The 24,426-nt window shown below is 40.8% G+C and carries 14 protein-coding genes and 1 pseudogene; 8 read left to right on the top strand and 7 right to left on the bottom strand.

Going from position 1 to position 24,426, the window contains the following annotated elements; translation table 11 throughout:
- Positions 1-3 precede the first annotated feature (3 nt).
- From AABJ51_RS14620 to AABJ51_RS14655, 8 genes are all read left to right on the top strand, one after another.
- Positions 4-1,515: an arabinan endo-1,5-alpha-L-arabinosidase gene (locus AABJ51_RS14620; protein ID WP_338373155.1), complete on the top strand. Its 1,512-nt coding sequence runs from the start codon at positions 4-6 to the stop codon at positions 1,513-1,515.
- A gap of 265 nt (positions 1,516-1,780) precedes the next feature.
- Positions 1,781-2,473, top strand: coding sequence for an NUDIX hydrolase (locus AABJ51_RS14625; protein WP_026626511.1), 693 nt, complete (start codon positions 1,781-1,783; stop codon positions 2,471-2,473).
- A 201-nt stretch (positions 2,474-2,674) separates the two neighbouring features.
- Positions 2,675-3,358, top strand: coding sequence for an L-ribulose-5-phosphate 4-epimerase (locus AABJ51_RS14630; protein ID WP_026626512.1), 684 nt, complete (start codon positions 2,675-2,677; stop codon positions 3,356-3,358).
- Positions 3,359-3,409: 51 nt separating this feature from the next.
- Entirely contained in the window at positions 3,410-4,912 is a 1,503-nt protein-coding gene (gene araA / locus AABJ51_RS14635; RefSeq protein WP_134435650.1) for an L-arabinose isomerase, read from the top strand.
- Between the two features lie 158 nt (positions 4,913-5,070).
- Positions 5,071-6,744 carry a ribulokinase gene (locus tag AABJ51_RS14640; RefSeq protein WP_338373159.1) on the top strand — a complete coding sequence of 558 codons (1,674 nt, stop codon included), beginning with the start codon at positions 5,071-5,073 and terminating at the stop codon, positions 6,742-6,744.
- Positions 6,745-6,753: 9 nt separating this feature from the next.
- Positions 6,754-8,499, top strand: coding sequence for a sodium:solute symporter (locus tag AABJ51_RS14645; RefSeq protein WP_338373161.1), 1,746 nt, complete (start codon positions 6,754-6,756; stop codon positions 8,497-8,499).
- 233 nt (positions 8,500-8,732) lie between these two features.
- Positions 8,733-9,890, top strand: coding sequence for an aldose epimerase family protein (locus AABJ51_RS14650; RefSeq protein ID WP_338373163.1), 1,158 nt, complete (start codon positions 8,733-8,735; stop codon positions 9,888-9,890).
- A 93-nt stretch (positions 9,891-9,983) separates the two neighbouring features.
- Positions 9,984-10,571 carry a sugar O-acetyltransferase gene (locus tag AABJ51_RS14655; RefSeq protein WP_338373165.1) on the top strand — a complete coding sequence of 196 codons (588 nt, stop codon included), beginning with the start codon at positions 9,984-9,986 and terminating at the stop codon, positions 10,569-10,571.
- Between the two features lie 41 nt (positions 10,572-10,612).
- On the opposite strand, the gene AABJ51_RS14660 is transcribed toward AABJ51_RS14655, so the two are convergent.
- From AABJ51_RS14660 to AABJ51_RS14690, 7 genes and pseudogenes are all read right to left on the bottom strand, one after another.
- Positions 10,613-12,391 carry an aminopeptidase P family protein gene (locus tag AABJ51_RS14660; protein WP_338373168.1) on the bottom strand — a complete coding sequence of 593 codons (1,779 nt, stop codon included), beginning with the start codon at positions 12,389-12,391 and terminating at the stop codon, positions 10,613-10,615.
- Entirely contained in the window at positions 12,388-14,601 is a 2,214-nt protein-coding gene (locus AABJ51_RS14665) for a S9 family peptidase (RefSeq protein ID WP_338373170.1), read from the bottom strand. Before AABJ51_RS14665 ends, AABJ51_RS14660 begins: the two co-directional genes overlap by 4 nt.
- Before the next feature lie 258 nt (positions 14,602-14,859).
- Positions 14,860-17,277: a glycoside hydrolase family 127 protein gene (locus AABJ51_RS14670; RefSeq protein ID WP_338373173.1), complete on the bottom strand. Its 2,418-nt coding sequence runs from the start codon at positions 17,275-17,277 to the stop codon at positions 14,860-14,862.
- A 14-nt stretch (positions 17,278-17,291) separates the two neighbouring features.
- Positions 17,292-19,385, bottom strand: coding sequence for a family 43 glycosylhydrolase (locus AABJ51_RS14675; protein ID WP_338373174.1), 2,094 nt, complete (start codon positions 19,383-19,385; stop codon positions 17,292-17,294).
- Between the two features lie 111 nt (positions 19,386-19,496).
- Positions 19,497-20,207 (bottom strand): annotated as a pseudogene (locus AABJ51_RS14680) (hypothetical protein); the annotation flags it as partial.
- Positions 20,208-20,335: 128 nt separating this feature from the next.
- Positions 20,336-22,795 (bottom strand): glycoside hydrolase family 127 protein, encoded by a 2,460-nt coding sequence (locus AABJ51_RS14685; RefSeq protein ID WP_338373176.1) that lies wholly within the window; start codon positions 22,793-22,795, stop codon positions 20,336-20,338.
- 163 nt (positions 22,796-22,958) lie between these two features.
- Positions 22,959-24,413, bottom strand: a complete 1,455-nt coding sequence (locus AABJ51_RS14690) for a RagB/SusD family nutrient uptake outer membrane protein (protein WP_338373178.1) — start codon at positions 24,411-24,413, stop codon at positions 22,959-22,961.
- Between the last annotated feature and the right edge of the window lie 13 nt (positions 24,414-24,426).

Genomic DNA, 24,426 nt, shown 5'->3' on the forward strand with positions numbered 1-24,426 from the left:
CAAATGTTAAACATTTCTTTTAAAACAATTCAGAAGCTTGCATTGCTTGTCTCTACATCTCTGCTGCTGTCGTGCTCTAACAAGGAGCCTGTTTTCCGGATACAGAAAAGTCTCAATCCGTGGGAGGATAATTACAAAGATGTTTCATCCATGCGGGATTATAAAAAGTGGGGAACATACAATGTACATGATCCTTCGGTGAAGAAAATAGGGGATACCTATTATGCCTATTCGACCGATGCCATATACGGAGAGGATAGTGTCGCTATGAAGAATGATAACCTGCCATTTGGCTATATTCAGATTCGCAAGTCTAAAGATTTAGTAAACTGGGAGTTTACCGGATGGGCATTTCCTGAAATTCCGGAAGAAGCGGTTAAATGGGTGAGATTGAATAGTGGAGGAAATGGTGCAACTAATATTTGGGCTCCTTACATGGTTTCCTATAAAGATAAGTACAGGTTATATTACAGTGTTTCGGCTTTTGGTCGTCAGACATCTTATATAGGGCTCGCAGAATCTGGATCTCCCGAAGGGCCTTGGAAACAAGTCGGATGTGTCGTGAAAACAAAAGATGGAGATGTGATGAATGCCATTGATCCGAGCATTGCGGAAGATAATGTTACCGGAAAACAATGGATGGTTTACGGCTCCTATTTTGGAGGTCTGCATTGTGTTGAACTCGAGCCTTCGACAGGATTAACCAAAACAGAATCGGATCAGGGACATCTTATAGCACGACGTTTTGATGGCAAGCGAAACAATATAGAAGCCCCCGAAATTATTTATAATCCGCAGTTTAAGAAATGGTACCTGTTTGTATCTTATGATCCTTTGGTGACAACATATAATGTACGGGCAGGGCGGTCTGATTCTCCCGAAGGTCCATTTGTCGATTTTTTCGGCAAGGATATGAGCGCCGAAGAAGACAATATGCCTATACTTACTTATGCCTATCGGTTTAATAATCATGCGGGATGGGCAGGAGTAGCGCATTGTGCAGTCTTTGATAATCACGAAGGAAAATTTTTCATGGCACATCAGGGGCGTCTCTCTCCCGAAAACTTTATGATGGATTTGCATATCAGGGAGGTATTCTGGACAGAGGATGGTTGGCCGGTTGTTTCACCGCAGAGGTATGCCGGAGATTTTCAGTGTGCTGTGTCAGAGAGAGACCTGCTCGGAAAATGGGAAATACTCCGTATCAGAGATGTCGGGAATTCGGATCTTGACCTGAGAGATGGTCAGGTAAAGCCTAATGACCTGCGCTTGACCGACAATAGAAGGAACACTCCGAAAGAACTAATAATATCTGCGGATAAATCGGTCGGAGGTGAGTTTTCTGGGTCATGGAAATACCGCTCAGTCGGTATTCTAGACCTTGTAATAGAGGGAGAAGAAATATCCGGATTGAGACTCTTTATCGGACACGATTGGGAGAACCACACAAATACGGTCTTGTTCACAGGCATTGATAGGAAAGGACAGTCTGTATGGGGTAAAAAAATACAATAAGTCCCGATCCCTTATTTGTAAAGGGTTTGCGAGGTGTCGGAAGATCAGATAGATAAGTGCTGTTTTGTAGAATTGTAGTGAAATGAACACTAATTAATTAATAATGTTTACTTTTGTGAAAATAATTAGTAGCAGAAGTATCTCATTACTGATGTTTTAATTAGTATTTTACGCTTAAGTACATAGCATGCACTTGTTGCTTTAAGAGCTTAGGTAAAAAGAAGAAATAGGTTTTACACTTTAACGGGCTATTCGGATAATACACATGACACCATTATTTTATAAAGATCAAGAAAGATTCTATGTATCTGTAGACTGTCTTATATTAGGCTTCAAAAATGATAAACTATACCTGCTGATAACAAAGCGTAAGTTCGAACCACTAAAGGGACAGGATTCTCTGATGGGAGGTTTTATCAGACCCGATGAGAGTCTTTCGGAAACGGTTACAAGGGTTGTGTATGAATACACCGGTATTCAGGATGTATTTATGGAACAGGTCGGCGCATATGGAGAAGTAGGGCGTGATATCGGAGAACGTGTTATCTCACTTGCTTATTATGCACTGATTGATATACAATCGTTTGATGAGCAGCTTTGTAAAGTCCATAATGCACGCTGGCAGGAGCTTGAAACTGTAGGAGAGCTTATATTTGACCATAAGCAGATCCTTCAGGATACAATAGAGCAGTTGAGAAAGAAAGCTGCCGCCGAACCTATCGGCTTTAATTTGCTGCCTGAAAAGTTTACTTTGCCTCAATTGCAGACTTTGTATGAAGCTATTTATCAGACTACATTGGATAAGAGAAATTTCAGGAAAAAGATCCTTGAAATGGAAATACTCGAAAAGCAGGATGATAAAGATAAGTCATCATCAAAGAGAGGTGCTTTCTACTATAAGTTTAATAAAGAAAAATATGATCAGTTACTGAAAAAAGGATATTATTTCTCTTTGTAGCGCTCGGTTCTGATTTGGATCAGGAACAGAAACCCGAAAAGATATTCACCCCGGATAGATATTATTGATAATATGCTGTCCGGGGATGTTTTTTTCTGAAATATGTTATAAAACATGCGAGGTGTAAGTGTTTTATTAAACACTAATCGCTAACATTGCAAGTGTAACAGAAACACTTATTGAAATTTTAATTCAAATAGCATGTTAGAAGCATTAAAAGAAGAAGTTTTCAGAGCTAATCTCGATCTGGTACAGCATGGTTTGGTTATTTTCACTTGGGGAAATGTCAGTGCCATAGACCGTGCATCGGGTTTGGTTGTAATAAAACCTTCCGGCGTATCGTATGATACCATGAAAGCCGAAGATATGGTAGTTGTGGACTTGGACGGAAATGTCGTTGAAGGTAAACTTAAACCATCATCGGACACCGCTACACACGTCGTTCTATATAAAGCATTCCCTAATGTGGGAGGCATTGTTCATACGCATTCTACTTATGCAACATCATGGGCTCAATCCGGATGTGATATTCCGAATATAGGAACTACACATGCCGACTATTTCAAAGATGCTATTCCATGTACCCGTCAGATGACACCGGAAGAAGTTCAGGGAAAATATGAACTGGAAACAGGAAATGTAATCGTCGAACGCTTTAAAGATCTGAATGCCGATTTTACTCCGGGAGTCTTAGTCAATAATCACGGACCTTTTTCGTGGGGAAAGGATGCTCATAACGCGGTACATAATGCCGTAGTATTGGAGCAGGTGGCAAAGATGGCTTTTATTTCATTTAATGTCAATCCTCAATTGAAGATGAATGAAGAACTGATTAAAAAGCATTTCTTCCGCAAACACGGTCCGGATGCTTATTATGGTCAGTAAACACAAAATCGAAGAATATCAATAATATATAAACATAAAAAATATAATACCATGGATTTTAAAGATTTAGAAATTTGGTTTGTAACCGGAGCACAACTTCTTTACGGAGGAGACGCAGTTGTTGCAGTAGATGCACACTCAACCGAAATGGTTAAGGGACTTAACGATTCAGGTAATCTACCTATCAAAGTTGTATATAAAGGAACAGCAAACTCTTCGTCTGAAATATCTGCAATTATGCGTGCAGCCAACGGCGATGTAAAGTGTGCAGGTATCATTACCTGGATGCATACATTCTCTCCTGCAAAAATGTGGATTCACGGATTGAAAGATTTCAAAAAACCATTATTGCACTTACATACACAATATAATAAAGAAATTCCTTGGAATGAAATCGATATGGATTTCATGAACCTGAACCAATCGGCTCATGGCGACCGCGAATTCGGACACATTACCAGCCGTTTGCGTAAACCTCGCAAGGTAGTTGTAGGGTATTGGAATGATAAAGATACTCAAGGCAAAATTGCATCTTGGATGCGTGTTTGCGCAGGATGGGCTGATTCACAGGATATGCTTATCATCCGTTTCGGTGATAACATGAATAATGTTGCTGTAACAGATGGAGATAAGGTAGAAGCTGAAATTCGTTTGGGATACCATGTGGATAATGCACCTATCGCTACATTAGTACCTTACGTAAATGCAGTGACAGAAGCAGAAATAGATGCTCTGGTTGCGGAATACGAAAAAGTATATGATTTTGCGGCAGACTGTAAAAAAGGAACTGAAAAATATCAGGTAGTACGTGATGCTGCAGCTCAGGAAATAGGTCTTCGCCGTTTCTTGCAGGATAAAGGAGCTAAAGGCTTTACTACAAGCTTCAACGAATTGGAAGGCATGAAACAATTGATGGGATTTGCTTCTCAACGTTTGATGGCCGAAGGTTACGGATTCGGAGCTGAAGGAGACTGGAAATCGGCAGCCCTTGTTCGTACTATGTGGGTAATGGGTCAAGGTTTACCCGGTGGACAATCATTCCTTGAAGATTACACATTGAACTTCGATGGCGAAAACAGTACTATCCTTCAATCGCATATGTTGGAAATCAACCCTGATATCACAGGAGTGAAACCACGTATCGAAGTACACTTCTTAGGAATTGGTGATGCAGGTGTTTGTGCTCGTTTGGTATTCCAAGCTCATAAAGGTACAGGAGTAGCAGCTACAATTGTAGATATGGGTAATCGTTTCCGTATGATTGTAAACGAAGTAGAAGTAGAAGAACCAAAACCACTACCAAAACTTCCTGTAGCATGTGCATTGTGGAAACCTATGCCTAACTTCGAAGTAGGTGCAGGAGCATGGATTCTTGCAGGTGGTACTCACCACTCAAGCTTCTCTTTCTCAGTAACTACAGAAATGTTAGAAGACTATGCCGAAATTGCAGACATCGAGCTGTTGATAATCGATAAAGACACAACTATTCGTGAGTTCCGTAAAGATTTACGTAACAACGAAATATACTACATGCTTAATAAAGCATTACAATAATTCAACAATGGTCGCAGATGGCATTGGGGGGAGATATATGATCCCTCTGGTGCTTCTGTTTTTAAATCTCAGATCTTTCCTGTGATACTTTCTATCTTGGTATAAAACCTTGATATTTTCTATAACTTGCTTATTTCAACATTACATATATAAGACAAATGAAATATACGATAGGCCTTGACTATGGATCAGATTCTTGCCGTGCGGTTATTGTTAACGCCGAAACAGGTGAGGAAATAGCTTCATCCGTAAAATACTACAAAAGATGGGTTGCCGGTAAATATTGCGATCCTCAAAATAACCAATACAGACAGCACCCTCTCGACTATGTAGAAGGATTGATCGATTCTGTAAAGGAAGCTTTAAGCAAATCCCCTGCAGGAACTGCCGAAAATGTAATCGGAATGTCTTTCGATACAACAGGTTCTACTCCTGCATTGATCGATAAGGACGGACAACTATTAGCGTTGCGTCCTGAATTTGCAGAAAACCCAAATGCAATGTTTATCTTGTGGAAAGACCATACATCGGTAAAAGAAGCAGCCAGAATAAATGAAATAGCCAAAAGATGGCCGATAGATTATACTGCATACGAAGGCGGAATTTATTCAAGTGAGTGGGTGTGGGCAAAAGTTGCACATGTGCTTAAAGAAGACGTGTCTATCCGTGATGCCGCTTATTCGTGGGTTGAGCATTGCGACTGGATGCCTGCTCTTATCACAGGTACAACAAAACCTGCAGATATCGTTCGCAGCCGTTGTTCGGCAGGTCACAAAGCGATGTGGCTTAAAGAGTGGGATGGGCTTCCTACCGAAGATTTTCTTGTCGAGATCGAACCCTTATTGAAAGGTTTCAGAGATCGTTTATTTAAAGATACTTACACCAGCGATGTGAAAGTTGGAAACCTGACACCCGAATGGGCTGAAAAGCTGGGTTTAACCACCAATGTGGCTGTAGGAGTAGGAGCTTTCGACTGCCATATGGGGGCAGTAGGTGCAGAGATAGGACCTAAAACATTCGTTCGTGTTATCGGAACATCTACTTGCGATATCATGGTTGTTCCTTACGAAGCAATGCATGGCAAACTTATCCCCGGAATCTGTGGACAGGTAGACGGCTCTGTTATTCCCGGAATGATCGGGCTTGAGGCAGGTCAATCTGGCTTTGGAGATATTTATGCTTGGTTTAAGTCTGTTTTGGCTTGGCCAATCGAGAAATTAATAAAAGATTCTACTCTGATCAGTCAGGATGTTAAAGATAAGCTGATCGAAGAAACTCTGGATAAAATGATACCTGCTTTATCGAAAGAAGCAGAGGCTATTCCTGTTTCGGCAAGTTCGGTTCTTGCTGTGGATTGGATGAACGGACGCCGTACTCCTGATGCAAATCAGTTGGTTAAGGGTACTATTACTGGATTGAATCTAGCTAGTTCTGCTCCTAAAATATTCAGAGCTTTAGTAGAGGCTACAGCTTTTGGTTCGAAAGCTATTATAGACCGTTTCCTTGAGAACGGTATCGAAATAGAAAGTGTTATCGGTATCGGAGGTATTTCTCTGAAATCTCCTTTTGTGATGCAGACCTTGGCTGATGTGTTAGGTATGCCTATCAAAGTGGCTAAAGCTGAACAAGCTTGTGCATTCGGTGCAGCCATGTTCGCTTCAGTAGCAGCTGGTCTTCATCCAAATGTTGAAGCTGCACAAAAAGCAATGGGACAAGGTTTCGCTTTCGAATATCAGCCAAATGCCGAAAATCACAAAATATACATGGAGGTATATGATAAATACCTGAAATTAGGCAAGTTTACCGAAAAAGAATTATTCAATCTAAATTAATATAATACTATGAATTGGAATTCTCATGAATTTATTTGGCTCGACTGGCTGATTATTGTAGTCGGGATAATTGCTGTAAGCTGGGCAGTCTGGCGTTCGGTTCAAAAAGACAAACGTCTGCAACAAGGTGTCAACAGCGAGGATTATCTATTCGGTAAGGGCGAACCATGGTATATTATCGGTGCAGCTATCTTTGCTGCAAATATCGGGTCGGAACACCTTGTGGGACTTGCCGGTACCGGTGCTAAATCGGGAGTCGGTATGGCACACTGGGAGATGCAAGGATGGATGATCTTGATCTTAGGTTGGTTATTTGTTCCGTTCTATCAATTATTGAACAACAAAATGGGCAAAATCATTACAATGCCCGATTTTCTTAAATATCGTTATACTCCAAAAACCGGCTCGTGGTTGTCAATTATCACTCTTATAGCATATGTGCTTACAAAGGTGAGTGTGACAGCATTTACAGGTGGTATTTTTATGGAGAGTCTTCTAGGTCTGCCTTTCTGGTACGGTGCTATCGGTTTGATAGTATTGACTGGTATCTTCACCGTTTTGGGTGGTATGAAGGGAGTCATGACTCTTTCTGCAATTCAAACGCCGATACTTATTATTGGTTCATTCCTTGTGCTTTTCTTAGGATTATCTGCACTTGGAGACGGAAGCATAGGTGCAGGATGGGATGCTATGATTGCTTATTCAAAAACTCTGAATGTAGGGGCTGATGGTGTGGCACATGGTACAAATCACATGTTCCACTTCTCTACGGGAGATCCTATGTATGATGATTATCCCGGTTTCTGGGTATTTATCGGAGCATCTATTATCGGTTTTTGGTATTGGTGTACAGACCAGCATATTGTTCAACGTGTCCTTGGCCAACGTAAAGGAGAATCTAACGAGGTTGTAATGAAACGTGCCCGCAGAGGTACTATCGCTGCAGGTTATTTCAAATTATTGCCTGTATTTATGTTCCTTATTCCCGGTATGGTTGCTGCGGCATTGGCTGCACGTCCTGATAGTGGATTCTCATTGGATAATCCCGATACCGCTTTCGGAGCGATGGTGAAATTTGTATTGCCCGCAGGTGTAAAAGGTATTGTAACAATCGGCTTTATATCGGCTTTAGTTGCTTCATTAGCAGCATTCTTTAACTCTTGTGCTACTTTGTTTACTGAAGACTTCTATAAACCGATGTTTAAGGGTCAGAGTGAGGCTAAATATGTAATGGTAGGTCGTATTGCCACCATGGTGGTTGTAATACTCGGTATTGTATGGATACCTATTATGATGAGCTTAGGCAGCCTTTACGATTATCTGCAAGGTATTCAATCTTTACTTGCTCCAGCAATGGTAGCTGTATTTGCTCTTGGTATATTCTCTAAACGGATTACGCCAAAAGCGGGAGAAGTAGGTATGATAGTAGGTTTCATTATCGGTATGGTACGTTTGGTAACTAATATCTTTACCAATACAGGTAAAGACGTGATGACAGGTTGGTACTGGGAATCTACAGGATGGTTTTGGCAAACAAACTGGCTTATTTTTGAAATTTGGTTACTTGCCTTTATCGTAGTACTGATGATTGTAGTATCACTCTTTACAGCTAAACCAACAGCTCAACAAATTGATGCTATTACTTTCACCGATGACTATAAAAAGCAAATTAAAAATAGTTGGGATAAGTGGGATGTAGTTGCTTCATTAGGAGTAGTTGCCTGCTGTGCTCTCTTCTACTGGTATTTTTGGTAAAATGAGTTTATGAAGGTCACTGACCTTACTTGATTACTAGTTATATGAAAAAGTGAGTCGGATAAAGAGATTCGCTTTTTCAAACAAAGTCTTATAGACTTTAAACCTTTCCTTATCTCGAATATTCTCACTGTTGTTGTCATGGTTAAATAACAGTGAGAATTTTCGTTCAGTTTAGAAATCATTTTATATTAGTATTACTTTTGTAGATATAACCTAAACAATAGATAGTTATGAAAAAAATACTTTATCTGGGATTAGCTTTAGGTTTATTTTCATGTGGAAATAAACAACAACAAGCCCTTGTAGCCGAGACAGCAAATCCGGCAATAACATTAATGTCCGATTCTGCATTTACAACCACTTTAGATGGTAAAGAAATAAAGCTTTATACTCTCGAATCCGGCAATGGAATCACCATGCAGGTATCGAATTTCGGAGGCCGGGTAATCTCACTTTGGGTACCCGACAAAGAAGGTAAATACGAGGATGTTGTATTCGGGCACAATAATATAGATGAATATATTCACTATCAGGGAGAACGTTGCTTGGGACCTGTTGTGGGTCGTTATGCAAACCGTATTGCTAAAGGGCAATTCACACTTGATGGCAAGAAGTATCAACTTCCGGTGAATAACAATGGACAGACACTCCACGGAGGACCCGAAGGCTTTGATATGAAAGTATGGAATGTAGACAGTATCAGCAAAAACAGTATAGCTTTATCTTATGTTTCACCTGATGGAGAACAAGGTTTTCCGGGAACAGTTACCGTGAAAATGGTTTATACTTTGACACCCGATAACGAGTTTAAGATCACTTATCATGCGACAACAGATAAGCCTACTCATGTAAATCTGTCCCATCACTCGTTCTTTAACCTGAAAGGAGGAGCTAATGGCACGATATTAGATCATATATTGACTATCAATGCAAGTGCAATCACTCCTGTTGATAGTGTATTGATACCTACAGGTAAACTGATGAATGTAGAAGGTACTCCTTTCGATTTCAGAAAGCCTACAGCTATCGGAGACAGAATCAATGCTGAAAATGAGCAGTTGAAAAACGGTGGAGGATATGACCATAACTGGGTTGTTGACCGCAAGTCTGATAAAGACATTGAGTTTATAGCAAGCTTATACGAACCTAAGAGCGGACGTGTAATGGAAGTATGGTCTGACCAGCCTGCTATTCAATTCTATAGCGGCAACTTCTTGGATGGTAAAGTTACCGGAAAATACGGCAGAGCCCATAATTACAGAGAAGCTGTAGCTTTGGAAACTCAAAAGTATCCCGATACACCTAATCAGCCTAAGTTCCCTTCAACCCGTTTGAATCCGGGCGAAGAGTATACGCAGACTTGTATCTATAAGTTCCTTACTAAATAACGGGTCTTCGATTAGATAATATGGGGAGGGTAAGCAGGATATTGTTTACCCTCTTTCTTTAGAATAGCATTTACTAGAACAATACTTAAACAGATGAAGAGCGAAAAAGAAAAAATGGCAGCAGGAGAGCATTACGATGCTCATTGCGAAGAAATGGTTGAGGTGCGGAAAAAGATAAAGCCGCTTCTGCATAAACTGAATGTGACGGAATATCATACCGACAAATTCAGAGAGGTGATGAACGAGCTTTTCCCGAATTCACATAAGAGCTTTTATGCTGAACCTCCTTTTTATTGCGACTACGGAGATCTTATTTATGCCGGAGAAAAGGTCTTTATCAATATGGGGGCTATTATCCTTGACGGAGGAACCGTAACCATTGGAGATTATACTCTCATAGCTCCGGGTGTGCATATATACACTGCACAGCATCCGCTGGATGCCGAAGAAAGAGCCCAATGGGAAGACTGCAAACCCGTAAAGATTGGTGAACGCTGCTGGATTGGAGGGCATTCCACAATATGTCCGGGTGTAACTATTGGTGATCGTTGTGTAATTGGTGCGGGTTCGGTTGTTGTTAAAGACATTCCTGCCGATTCTTTGGCGGTGGGTAATCCTGCAAGAGTTATTCGCAAGTTGAATAAGAACGATAATCCGAGTGAGTTGATGAACAAGAAGTAAAGAAGATAAGGCAGAGTTTGAATCTGCCTTATCCCTTTTTACTAGATAGGCTGAGTTTTTGCTTTAAGCCATTCTGTTTCAGCATCTTCCAGATAGGGTGATAACTTATTGTATACTTCGGTATGATAGTTATTCAGCCAAGTAACCTCATCGTCTGTAAGCATCTCTTTGATGATAGGAGTTGTGTCTATTGGGCAAAGAGTGATAGTTTTGAATGAATAGAACTCTCCGAACTCTGTCTTATTATAAAGTTGAGTTCTCATAAGGTTTTCGGTACGTACTCCGTATTTGTTATCTCGGTATATACCCGGTTCATTGGATGTTATCATTCCTATATAGATATTCACCGGATTTATTTCGGGGCGAATGCTATGAGGGCCTTCATGTACACTCAGATAATGACCTATTCCATGACCTGTGCCATGAAGGAAATTGATACCTTCTTTCCACATCGCTTGACGTGCAAGAATATCTATTTGAGAGCCTCTTGTTCCCTGAGGAAATACAGCAGAAGCCAGCCCGATGTGACCTTTCAGAACCAGGGTGTAATCTCGTTTCATATCATCCGAAACAGTACCTACAGCTACTGTACGGGTTATATCTGTTGTTCCGTCGAGATACTGTGCTCCCGAATCGATAAGCAGCAAACCTTCGGGTTTAACTGATAGGCAATTGTCGGCAGTCGGGTGATAGTGATTAAGCGCCGCATTAGCTCCGTATCCGGCAATGGTACAAAAGCTTTCACCGGCAAAGTTCTCTTGTTTACTGCGATATTCTACAAGCTTAGTTCCGATGTTATATTCTGTAACCTCTCCTCTTGGAACAGCTTCTTCGAGCCACTTAAAGAAGTGTACAAGTGCTACACCATCACGTACCATTGCCCGCCCGAATCCTTCTGTTTCTACATCATTCTTAATACTCTTCATCAAATCGGCAGGAGACAGCATATCTACTATTCTGCAATGCTTAGGAATAGCATTATACAGACTATAGCTGATCTTATTAGAGTCGATACAAACAGAGTTATTTAGAGTCTGAGCGAAGCTATATATTTCATCATAAGGCTCTACTGTGACCCCTTGTTCATTGAGATACGTCAGGATAGTATTGTCTAATTTAGAAGAATCTATAAATAAGATCGTTTCAGTACGTGATACATAGGCATACGATACAACTACCGGATTGTAAATGACGTCATTTCCTCTCAGATTAAATATCCATGCTATAGTATCGAGGGTACTTACCAGCAAAGAGTCTGCTCCTTTTTTTTCGATAGAGTCAGCAATGCGGACTATTTTTCCTTTAGCTGATTCTCCGGTATATTTTTCGGGATGGATAAATGCTTTTCCTTTTGGTATATCAGGACGCTCGGCCCATATCGAGTCGAAAGGGTCTGTGCTGTTTATCACAGATATACCTTTCGGAGTCAATATTCTGATCAGATCTTGAGCCTCTTTTGCCGCATATACTTTTCCGTCAATTCCTACATTATCTCCATTCGATAATTCATCCGTCAGCCAATCAGGAATCAAAGGTGTTTCCGGCAATCTTGCTTTGAATAATTTGATTTCTGATCCTGCTAATTCGCTTTCAGCCTGAAGAAAATAACGGGAATCTGTCCATAAGCCAGCCTTATCCATTGTTATCACAACTATACCTGCCGATCCTGTAAATCCGCTTATCCACATTCGTGATTCCCAATGTGCGGCGGGATATTCACTCAGATGCGGATCAGTTGTCGGAATTATAAATGCCTGTAAATTATGTTCTTTCATAAATTGCCTCAATAGGGCAATTTTGTTGTTGGTCGGATTATTCATTGTTCGTTCCAGTTTGGAGTAGGTAGTCCTATAAGATTCTTCACAAAGAAATCACGGCGTTTGCGTTCTCCGTATGTTTCTCCGAGGGTATGTCTTGCTCCCGGCAGTATAACAAAATCGAACTCTTTATTGCTTTGTTGCAGGGCATTTACTACTTGTAAAGTAGATGAAGGATCAACATTATTGTCCAGCTCTCCTAATATCAGCATCAGCTTTCCTTTCAGCAGATGTGCATTTACCACATTCGAGCATTCTTCGTACTCTTTGCCGATAGGATATCCCATCCATTGTTCATTCCACCAGATTTTATCCATTCGGTTGTCGTGGCATCCGCAAGCAGCCACTGCCACTTTATAAAATTCGGGATGGAACAGTACTGCTCCCATGCTGTTTTGTCCTCCGGCCGAGCCTCCGTAAATGCCAACTCTGGTAATATCCATTTCAGGGTATTTGTCAGCGGCAGATTTCATCCATGCTATGCGGTCGGGAAATCCTGCGTCTTTCAGATTTTTCCAGCATACATCATGAAAAGCTTTCGATCGGTTGGCAGTTCCCATTCCATCTATCATAACCACAATAAACCCGAGTTCAGTTAAATGGCTCGGACGATGAGCCAGAGCAAAAGATTTTGGAACGTGAGAATCATGAGGCCCTGCATAAATATACTCTATCACGGGATATTTCTTATTCGGATCGAAATTATTCGGACGGATTATCATCCCCCAGATATCTGTTTTACCATCACGTCCTTTAGCTGAGAATACTTCGGGCATACGCCATCCGGCAGCTAATGCATCTTTTATATCAGGTTGAAATATTGTACGGATGATTTTTCCGTCCTTCGCCGATCTTAATACGGTTGTCGGAGGAAGATCGGTACGAGAATAAGTATCCACCATATACGCATAGTCTGAACTGAATGTTACGTTGTGATTCCCATTTTCAGGGGTTAAGGCTTTGATGTTTCCATTGTCTATATTCAGAAGGTAATATTTTTCGAGATAAGGATCTTCTCCCGCATCCATCCCGCATCCTTTAAACAGGATAGTCCGTTTAATTTCATCTACATGTACCACATTTTTAACAACCCACTCTCCCTTAGTCAATTGTTTTTTTACTTTTCCGGTCGGTACGTCGTACAGATAGATATGTCTCCATCCGTCTCGTTCCGATATCCAGAGTAGTTCTTTTTCGTTTTCGAACCAGTGCTCATATACTGCATTGTAATAGATAAACGTGTTACTTTGTTCATTTACAATTGTTCGCAGCTGATCTGATTGAATGTTTCCTTCGTAAATAACGTATTGTTGATGTCCCCGTTTATTGAAATGAAATGAAAAAGACGTACTGCTTTTATCCCATCGGATGTTATTAAGGTCGAATTGGGCATCTACATCAGGAACTTTATATTCCACAGATCGGTTTTCATTAATAAAGAATAGAACGGGTCTTCTTATTGGTAATGCGTCTCCGGGTTTCGGGTAGTCATATTCTTCGGTTTTTGGCTGCAGCTGGTCTTTTGGTGAGGACGATATCAGCAGCAATTTTCTGACTTCTGCAGGACGATATTTACAGCAGATAATTTTCTTAGAGTCTGGAGACCAATAAATATTCGATGAGTAATAGTCGTATACCGAGCCATCGGTACTGATCGCTTTCGCTTGTCCTGTTGCGATATTGCGTATCCACAGATTGCCTTCGTTGATATATGCTTCGTTAATGCCATCGGGCGATTTGATTTTTTCTTTACTATTTTCTCGATATACACCTCCCCAGTAAGAATCTTCGGGGATTGCAGCTCCTTTTATGATTTTGTAATCAGCCAGGGTACACAGGTATTCTTGTTTATCAATAATAAATGACAGTGTATCGGTTCCTGCGAATCGAATTTTCTGAAATGGCAACTGGTACGCTTTAATCTCTTTATGCAGAAATGTTTCCAGTGAAAGAGCTAGACGTTTTTGGTCGAATGCCGCAGTGGGTTCTTGTTCTTTTTCGGCATCGAGCAAGAAAAACTCTTTTCCGTTGGCTGTACGAGCCGAATACCAGAACTTAGGACTGTTTTTGATAGCTTCGATATCAGATAAACCTCGTGACATCGAACTGTATTTCGTATAGAACGAATCGGCTTTCTGATAGAGTTCTTTCATATCCTGCCCTTGTGATAATAGGGGGCATACGGCAAGAAGTGCGATAATTAATCTTTTCATTTATTCTCTGTTTTTGATAAAAGTCTCTGGCTTTTTTTATATATATTCCGTACCGAAAAGGTGACAAAGGTTACAATAAAATAACTTTTTTTCCAGTTGTGTCTTTTTGTTTTTGGCGAATATTAATTTGCCTTTACACATTCTTTTGTATAGATAAATTTCTGTATTGAAGAACCAGAAAGTATACCATTAAATGCTTTCTGGTTATAAGAATCTCGGGTTGTTTTACTTTCCAAAGAAATAAACAGATCAGCAACCTTATTTTACTTCGAATTCATAAATACCGATAGATTCTTTTACAGGCAATTGTACTGAAAGGCGTACAAATTTAGCGGAGACAGGCTCAAACTCTATTTGATTTTTCACGTCTTTCTCGCTTTTGTAGCTGCCTTTTGTTTTTACATCCAGCCATTGTCCGTTGGCATCCTGATACTGAACTTTCCACGACAGAGGTATACGGCAGCCTCCCCAAGGTGCATCGTCATACCAATATACAAATGCAGAGGAAAATGTTTCGGGCTTATCGAATTCGTATGTTACCCATTCTTCCGAATTATTTTTTGGCCACAAAGAGTAAAATGGAACATGACGGTCGTTTGAATTATCAGGCCAGTATCCGTCGTTAACACTGCTCAGCGATTTGTTGGGAGCCGAAGATGTTACCTTGGCACTTGTGCAAATAGTAGGTGGGGGTAGGGGACGTGTGCGCTCCTTGGTACGGGGTATCCATACTGCCATTTCACCTGCACCCCTGTTAGCCCATGCGTAGTAAGGGATAGCTGTCAGATGTTTATTTTCGATTATGACCTCGTTATCATCTCCCCTTCGCGCGCTTTTGGCATCAGCTTCGAGGCGTACTATTCCATTCAATTCGTCCGGTATAAATGATGCTGTTATCGGAACATTGTCTTCAAGTACAGCATTAAGAACCTTGTCTTGATTATCAGGCCATTCTAGACAATATGCAATGGGACCCCGTTCCAAAGACACCTTTCCTCTGTCGTCTTCTACTTTATCGTTGGCTAAAGTGCGGTGAATATCCATCGGGAAGTCGACCACTATATTATCTCCTTTTTTCCATTTTCTGGAAATTGCAATATATCCGTTTGGCGATACAGTATTGTCTGTTTCAACTCCGTTTACCGTTATTTTTACAGTCTCTTTTTTCGGATTCAGATAACTGTATAAATCACTGGGTACGGGCTGGTTCTGTACCCATCCCGGTACACGGACAAGTACTTCGAATGTCTCTGCCTTTTTAGGATCAATAGTTATTGATACATTACCATCCCAAGGATAACCAGTCTTTTGGGCTATTTTTATATCATTCTTGTTGAGTTCGATATCCGATTCGCTTTCGATAAATAGATTTACATAGATTTTATTGTCTTTTTTAGCGTATACGTATCCGGGGATAGATGGCATAAAACGGCAAACGTTACTGGGGCAGCAAGCGCAGCCAAACCATTCACTGCGTCCGTGCTGTCCGACCGATTCCAACGGATTGGGATAAAAGAAATGATCACCCGAAAGGCTTATTCCTGAAATCAGACCATTGTAAAGCGTACGTTCCAATACATCATAATATTTAGAATCTCCATGAAGAAGGAACAAACGATGGTTCCAGTATACATTGGCGATTGCAGCACATGTTTCGCAATAAGCCGACATATTGGGTAGTTCGTAATTCTTACCGAAGGCCTCTCCATGACCTGTGGCTCCGATACCACCTGTGATGTAGTACTTTTTAGTCACTACATTGTCCCAGATATTATCTATGGCATGTAGGTAGGCGCTGTTTCCGGTCAATGCGGCAACATCTGCCATCCCTGAATACATATAAGCTGCACGTACAGCATGCCCTACAGCTTCATCCTGCTCTATTACAGGTTTATGGGTCTGGCTGTATTCTCCGCTTTCGCCATGACCTCTCAGGTCTAGGAAGTATTTCGCCAGATCAAGGTATTCTTTTTTTCCTGTTACTCGATACATCTTTACAAGACCCATTTCTACAATCTGATGTCCGGGCTCGTAAGCCAATTTTCCGGGACCGAAGTCCTTTACCAGCAAATCTGCATTTTTGATTGCTACATCAAGCAGAGTTCTTTTACCTGTAGCCTGATAATGTGCTACAGCTGCTTCATACAAGTGTCCGCAGTTATAAAGTTCGTGGCTCAGGTCAGGATCTTTTTCCCAGCGTTTTGCTCCTACCCATTCATGGAGTTTTCCTGGTTCGGCAGCTGTTCGTGCGGTAAAAAGGTATCCGTCAGGTTCTTGTGCCTTCTGTATATAATAGATAAGAGTATCCATGCGAGCTTCCAAATCTTTATTCGGATACATTTGTATCGAATACGACATGCCTTCGAGTATTTTGTAAATATCGGTATCGTCAAATGTGAATTGGGTATCGAAATATCCCGGCATAAGACCTCCTGCCTTTTTAAAATTGTCAACACGTCCTGTTATATAACATTGTTTCAGAGCGATGGGTATAGTTACGTCCTGATTGGTTTTTATACGTGGGGCCCAAAATTTATCCGAAAATTTAACCGAAACGAAAGATACCGGCTGTATCGGATAATCTTTCTGGGTCGTTTGCTGCTCGTGATGGGTGTGTGCTGCTGCCGAAATAATGGGCAGTAATGCCAGCAGAAGACATAAGCGAAGCTTTTTCATAAGTATATTGTTTATTAGTTATTATTGATATTCTGATATAATTCCAGCACTTGATTTTCACTTAGAGGTATATCGTACATAGATAAGGAATGCAATGCTCCCCGAAAAGGATGCTCACCATCGAATTTCATTCCTAATGTCAGCTTTTCGGAACTGCCTACACGAAGATAAATATCTTTACTCTTGACAAGGTGCCCGTTTAGGTATATTTTCTCCAAATATCCGTCAAAAGTCACTACAATGTGGTTCCATGTATTTACGGTCGGGAGCGAAGACAACCCCATATCTTCGTACCAACCGTAATGCATGGTTATACCACTGCGGGGACTTGTCCCATATCCCAGAATTATCTTTGACAATTCATTATAAGATTCGTTTACATCTATAATACATTCGTTTTCGTTGGGTGTCGATTGTGCCAATACCCAAGCCGAAAGTGAGTAAGGGGCATTGCCTTTTATGGTAGCCGGCAATCCGAAATCAGATTCAAACTTCTGAGTTCCGTTAAATACGAAAGCCTTTCTCCCTTCAATGTCCTTAATAAGAACGGCTGTTCCTACAGCATTGAAGCCTCGGGATGGTATTTTCAGATCAGCGATCCGGCCTGCTACTGATCCACTTTGATAATTATCGGCATTTATTTCAAACAGAAGTCCCGAGTGATCAGCAGCAGCAACCGAAGCTTGTTTGTTGAACGGTTGTTCATTTGCAGGAAAAGGATCATTTCCTTCCGAAAATACTTTTATGTTCCATAGGGCAGGGAATAAGCCGTTTCTTTCGTTACCTGTAATAGTTAACCGGATGTATCTGGCTTGAGTATTACCGTGATCAATCATCGGGCTGCCCGCCAATGTGTTGTCTTGTTTATCCGAAAATAATATCCAGTCATTGCCATTGGTCGAAACTTCTATCAGATACTGATAAAAAGATGTAGGATGTTCGAATTGTGTCCATACACGTTTGATTGGAAGATTCTTCCCTAAATCGATTTGTATCCACTCTTTTCCTCTGGAGTTAGCCGCTCTCCAAAGTGTAGCATTATTATTGTCATTGGCATATTCGGGTCTGAAATTCTCGTTGTAATAAGAAGAGGCGGTAATCTTTTTCCCGAAGGCAATATCTTTATACGGATTACTGTCTTTTTGCAAATATCCCAATCCTTTGTGTGTCGGAGTAATTTTCTCTATCCGTCCATCTTTGTCAAAAGTCAGCTTATCGATGGCGACTTGCCGGAAAAATCCACGTGTCGATTGAGGTATATTGTGCCTGTGATAAACTATATAATAATCATCTCCTTCCTTTAGTATACTGTGATGACCGGGTCCATGTATGGTACTATCCTGAGACGTTTCGAGAATTGGGTTGTTGTCTCCGAATTCAAAAGGTCCCATAGGTCCTACTTTGCTTGTGGCATATTGTATCCGGTAAGTATGGTCGTGACACGATCCTGACGAATAGGTGAAATAATAGATGCCGTTTCGTTTAAACATATAAGGGGCTTCGAAAAACTCTTTAGCCTGAGTATTTGGAATCAAAGTAGTATCAGCAAAGGTTTTCATGTCGGCATTGAGTTTACCTACTCCGCAGCCGTGATTTTTATAGATGCCCCATGTTCCCCAATATAGGTAAGTAGAGCCATCGTCATCGATAAAGCTCTGGGCATCTAGGGTTATTGACATTTTTACATAACGGTCGGGAATCAGAACAGCTTCGTCTGCGCCCAGTATATTAGTCCATGGACCGGTAGGGCTATCCGAAACCGCACAATATATTTTACAAGCCTGACTATAATAGAAGTAATATCGTCCGTCTGTTCCCTGCATGACATCCGGAGCCCAAACCTGATCGGCTGTCGGCCAATTCATAGGAGAGATAGTCCAGTTGACAAAATCCTTCGATTTCCATACCTGCGAAGGCCCTACTCCTAAGCCGGTTCCATCGGTTGTGGCATATATGTAATATGTATCACCAAACTTTCGGACTGTCGGATCGGCAAAATATCCCGGAATCACAGGGTTACCTGCTCCTGAGGAGTTGTATTTGACTTCTTGTCCCCAAGCCTGTAATGTGAAGATAAAAAGCAATATATGAATATAAATATTTTTCATAGGCCAGCTTATTTTTCAAACGATTTAAGGTCTCAGACCTTTTTATTATCTATCCAAGTATAACACTGATTGATAGTTATGACTTTAAAATGTAACATTAGATACTTACGGTTACTTATTACATATATCCAACTTTATATTTTCAGGAAAATACTGCAACAGAAGATTATAGATATCCGGATCATATTCTTTCAGTTTTTTTGCAGTATTGATAGAATTGTGTACTCCATTAGGCTCGGCCGAATATCTATTGCAGTTGAAAAACGATTGTACAGCTTCTGCAAAATATTCATACTTATTGCTGAGGGCATATGTGTTTTCCCATAATCCTTTTGCTTTTGCTTTTTCCATAAGAGCTTCCAATTCTGTGTCGAAATCGGGTTTTACACCGATGATACCAACAGTATGTACAATGTGGGCAAACTCGTGTACCATTATACTTTCTCCTTCGTATCTGTCTCCGGGCATGCACATAACGTTTTCTTCGCCGAAGCTTGCGCTGTAATCATCTTCGGGAGCACCGCCGAAACCTCTTGCCCGTTTGTTCCAGTAGGCAGTACTGTCGGGGGTACATATTTTTGCATATTCGGGCAGATCACAGACTTCTTCCGTTGCACCTATTATCATTACACGACAGCCTTTGGATACCATGTAGTCTTTTACATCCGGACGCTTCGACAGCATTTGTAGAATAACGGTTCGTGTTCGTTCTAATGCTTCATCGCAGACTTTATTGGATGATACAACAGGTAAACCTTCGGCATTGAGATATTTTTTATAGAAAGGGGCTAATCCCAAAGAATCCGGAACAGTCGATACTTTTTCGGAAGCAGCAGATGCCTGCTGTTCTTTTTTATTCGAACAGCAGACAAAAGCCAACATTGAAATAAGTAATATTGAGTTTAATAAAAGTGGTTTAATCATTTTGTTATATATTTAGAGTCTGATCTTTATGGATTTACTTTCCATTCTATTACACCTCCCGAATATCCTTTACGTCCTACATCTACGACCTGAGGTCCGTTTTCTTCCGCTGCTTTTTCGGTTTTAGGTCGTTGAAGTTGTACCACCATTTTCAGTTCGGTTGTAGTTATGGGTTCGAAAGAAACTTTGTTGTATTTATCCAATTCCGTTCCATAGGGAGATGTATTTTTCACTTCTTTCCAAGTATTTCCGGTTTTATATAAAAGTTTCCATGATTCGGGGGCTTTATAGATGACATCGTAGTGATCAAATGCGAGCCAGTATACTTCTACACTCGAAATCCGCTCGGGCTTTTTGAATTTATAGCCGATAGACTCTTCTGTTCCCGCCTTCAGCCACCAGTAATGGTATGGAGTGTTTATGTCATCGGATGATGTCGGTTCAAACTGATCATTGAAGCCCCATCCGTCTACAGGCATTGCTTCGGATGCTATTGTAGGTTCGGGTTTTACTATTGCGTATTCTTTTGTAGCAGGAGTCCATACTACCATCTGTCCTATACCCCGGTTGTTCCATGTAGAGTATGGAATAGCCTTGAATGTAAGAGGCTTTTCTATTACCTTTCCACTGGCAGAATCTTTTTCTACGGCAAAGGCATTTCCTTCGAGAACTACGACTCCGTTTAACAGGTTCTTTTCGAAGTGAGACTCTATTTTCGAATCACGCGGAATAACTATATCAAAAATATAATCGCGTTTCTGGTCTATACTTTCCAGCGCATAAAGGATAGGTCCCCTTTCCATGGCAAGCAAACCTTTGTCGTATCTAACCTGCGGATTTGCTTCTACCCTGCGGACGGGCATGTCCATTGTTAAGGTTACCTTATCTCCTTTTTTCCATTCACGTTCTATAACCCAGTAACCGGCACGTGTATGTTTTTTTGTTTCGCTTCCGTTTACAAGCACTTTTACCTGAGGGTTCGATCCGTCTACATAAGCATATAGATCAGAAGGTACAGGCTTATTCTTAGCCCAACCCGGAATGCGTACCAAGAGTGTGAATTTATCATTTTTATTGGGCGTCACATCTATTTCTACATCTCCATTCCAAGGGTATTGTGTTTTTTGTACTAACTCAACTTCGGTATCTCCTACTTTCAATTTGGAATTCCCTCCCACGAATAAGTTTACATATACGTCTTTTTTGTCGATGGCATATACATATCCCGGAACCGATGCCATAAAACGGGTTACGTTACCGGGGCAGCATGCACATCCGAACCATTGTTGACGGGCATGTCCTCCGGAGGTACCCATCGGGTTATCGTAAAAGAACTTGTCGCCGCTGAGTGATACTCCGGCTATCAGTCCATTGTATAAGGTGCGTTCCAGTACATCTATGTATTTGGAGTCTCCTGTTGCGAGGAACATGCGTTGATTCCAATATACATTGGCGATCGAAGCACATGTTTCACAATAGTTATTGAAGTTATTCAATTCATAATTCGGGCCGAAACCTTCTCCCTGCGGACGGGAACCGATACCTCCATTGAGATATAACTTCTTACTTGCCATGTTTTCCCATACACGATTGACTGCATCGAATAGTTTTTTGTCGTGCTGTAATGATGCTACATCCGTCACCCCAGAGAACAGATAACCTGCACGGACGGCATGACCTACGATCTCATCCTGATCTATGATCGGTTTGTGATCCTGGCTATAAGGGCTTAGTTTGTGTCCGTCTGTACCTCGCCCGGTTTCGTCTACAAAGTAGCGAGCCATCTTCAGGTATTTTTCATCATCGGTTACATTATACAGTTTAGCCAAAGCCATTTCGATAATTGGGTGACCCGAGGGGACATGTTTCTGGCCTTCGTTGGGACCGAAAACCTGACATACTAAGTCTGCATTTTTGATTGCTACATTCAACAATGTTTTTTTTCCGGTAGCTTTGTAATGTGCTACGGCCGCTTCATATAAATGACCGCTGTTGTACAGTTCGTGACTGTTGATCTTTTCCCAGCGCGAACTTCCCCACCAGCCTGATAAACGGGTACATTTATTGGTTACGCAGGTTGTAAGGTATCCGTCGGGTTCTTGAGCTGCTGAAATTAAGGTTATTACACTATCGAGGTATGCATCCAGTTTGGGGTCGTATTTGACAGCCAAAGAATAAGATGCTCCTTCGATGATCTTATAAGGATCGGTGTCATCGAATGAAAAATCACCTTTGTGTTCGCCTTTGATAAGTCCTCCCGCCAGGGCGAAATTATCGAAACGTCCATTTATTTCGCATTGATGAAATGCCGAGGGAATTGAAACTGTTCGGTTGATTTCCATGCGAGGCAGCCAGAAGTCATCCGTAAAATGAACATCCGTAAAAGGTACTTCCTTTATTTCACCCAATTGTACTTTCGATTTTTCTTCTGTTGCACCACAGCTTATCAAGGTTAAAGTTAATAGGATTGTCGCTAATCTTTTCATCTCTCTGTGTTTATATTAAGGTCTCAGACCTATTGTTACTGACCGTGTGTAACAAGCTTCGGTATTGGAAGCTAACCGTTACTTAATTATTCAGGGTCTATACTTGCTTTTTATTTTGAGCAATGGTAAGAATACTACTCTTACCATTGCATTTGGTTATTATTCATGGAGTAAATACCGGATCCGTTGTAGGATTGGGGTTCTGTACCATATCAGAGTTATTAATGACTTCTTTTTCGGGTATCATCATTATTAACTTATTCGAATTCGCAGGAACGGATACATCATAGTAAAAACCCATTTCTTTAGTTTTAGTTACTGACTTCTGTAATCTCATCACATCGAAGTAATCAAGACCTTCTCCCCACATTTCTTTTCGTCTTTCGAGAAGAATTTCATCTATCAATGCATCTTTTGCAGTCACAGTTGAAACTTTGGCTCCTCTTTCTTTTTGGAGCTTGTTTAGTACTTGCAGGGCAGTTCCTGTATCGTTTTGTCTTGCAGCAGCTTCTGCTTCTACTAAATACATTTCTGCAGCACGCATATCAAACAGATCTCCGTATGGACCAGAATCTTTGAGTTCCCGAAATTTTGTTGATGCATATTTATCGCTGTAGAGGGGATTGACAATCGTTAAATTTCGAGGGTCGTCTTTCATTATTCCTTCCACAAAATGTTTTACAGGAATAAATAATTCGGCCTGCCATGGAGAATTGTTCTGCCCGAAGTCATACCAGCACGCATGAGAATCGTACCACCAATAATCCTGACTAGTTTGTATATACCCAACTACCCATTCTTTATTAACAGTCGAGAATCCGGCTTTATATTCATCCATCGACATCAGCGAATATGATGTTGTTATATAATGGGCGTATTTTTCGGCATTAGCCCAATCGTTCATGGTCAGATAAACATTTGCCAAGAGAAAACGTACAACGTCTATGTTATAATAATCCTTTGTCGGGCGTGTATATTTTGTCAATAAAGTTTCTGCTTCGGTCAAGTCGTCTACAATTTGTTTATATACTTCGGCAACAGTCGCCCGGGCTTTAGGAGTAAGAGTCGGTTCCAGATAGACCGGTACTCCCGGTTTATCTTTAGCAATAATGTAAGTATGCTGATAAAAACGCACCAGATTGAAATAGCATCGAGAGCGTATTGCCAAAGCTTGTCCTTTGATCTCATCCTTAGCATCCTGATCTCCGCTTACATTGTCAATATTTGCTAATACAATATTTGCATTGCTTATTATCTTATACATGGCATTCCACATATTGATAGGGATGGGTTGTGTAGCATCGTAACGTTGCATGCTAAAGGTAGTAAAATACCAGAAATCTCCCACCTGTTCATCATTAATCATAATGTCTATACCTGTGGTTGTGGATAATGCCATAATTCCTTCCGGACTGTACACATTAGGACCATAACCAGCTCCATCTCGCATAAGTCTGTATGTTCCTAATAATTCGGATCTTAATCCGGCGACACTGGTTATGATTTGCGAATCAGACAATGATCCTGTAGGGGATGTATTCAGAAAATCATCGCATCCTGACATAGTCAGTAATGTAGATCCTAACAGGAAAGTGTATAATATATTTCTAATTTTCATTGTATTACTTTTT

The organism is Indolivaga capnocytophagoides, assembly GCF_036511535.1.
Classification (GTDB): Bacteria; Bacteroidota; Bacteroidia; order Bacteroidales; family Dysgonomonadaceae; genus Dysgonomonas_A; species Dysgonomonas_A capnocytophagoides.

What these genes read in the sequence shown, in the direction of transcription:
- araA (WP_134435650.1), top strand. Translation starts at nt 3,410, where the DNA reads ATGGATTTTAAAGATTTAGAAATTTGGTTTGTAACCGGAGCACAACTT.
- AABJ51_RS14630 (WP_026626512.1), top strand. Translation starts at nt 2,675, where the DNA reads ATGTTAGAAGCATTAAAAGAAGAAGTTTTCAGAGCTAATCTCGATCTG.
- AABJ51_RS14620 (WP_338373155.1), top strand. Translation starts at nt 4, where the DNA reads ATGTTAAACATTTCTTTTAAAACAATTCAGAAGCTTGCATTGCTTGTC.
- AABJ51_RS14655 (WP_338373165.1), top strand. Translation starts at nt 9,984, where the DNA reads ATGAAGAGCGAAAAAGAAAAAATGGCAGCAGGAGAGCATTACGATGCT.
- AABJ51_RS14685 (WP_338373176.1), bottom strand. Translation starts at nt 22,795, where the DNA reads ATGAAAAGATTAGCGACAATCCTATTAACTTTAACCTTGATAAGCTGT.
- AABJ51_RS14690 (WP_338373178.1), bottom strand. Translation starts at nt 24,413, where the DNA reads ATGAAAATTAGAAATATATTATACACTTTCCTGTTAGGATCTACATTA.
- AABJ51_RS14650 (WP_338373163.1), top strand. Translation starts at nt 8,733, where the DNA reads ATGAAAAAAATACTTTATCTGGGATTAGCTTTAGGTTTATTTTCATGT.
- AABJ51_RS14660 (WP_338373168.1), bottom strand. Translation starts at nt 12,391, where the DNA reads ATGAATAATCCGACCAACAACAAAATTGCCCTATTGAGGCAATTTATG.
- AABJ51_RS14665 (WP_338373170.1), bottom strand. Translation starts at nt 14,601, where the DNA reads ATGAAAAGATTAATTATCGCACTTCTTGCCGTATGCCCCCTATTATCA.
- AABJ51_RS14670 (WP_338373173.1), bottom strand. Translation starts at nt 17,277, where the DNA reads ATGAAAAAGCTTCGCTTATGTCTTCTGCTGGCATTACTGCCCATTATT.
- AABJ51_RS14675 (WP_338373174.1), bottom strand. Translation starts at nt 19,385, where the DNA reads ATGAAAAATATTTATATTCATATATTGCTTTTTATCTTCACATTACAG.
- AABJ51_RS14645 (WP_338373161.1), top strand. Translation starts at nt 6,754, where the DNA reads ATGAATTGGAATTCTCATGAATTTATTTGGCTCGACTGGCTGATTATT.
- AABJ51_RS14625 (WP_026626511.1), top strand. Translation starts at nt 1,781, where the DNA reads ATGACACCATTATTTTATAAAGATCAAGAAAGATTCTATGTATCTGTA.
- AABJ51_RS14640 (WP_338373159.1), top strand. Translation starts at nt 5,071, where the DNA reads ATGAAATATACGATAGGCCTTGACTATGGATCAGATTCTTGCCGTGCG.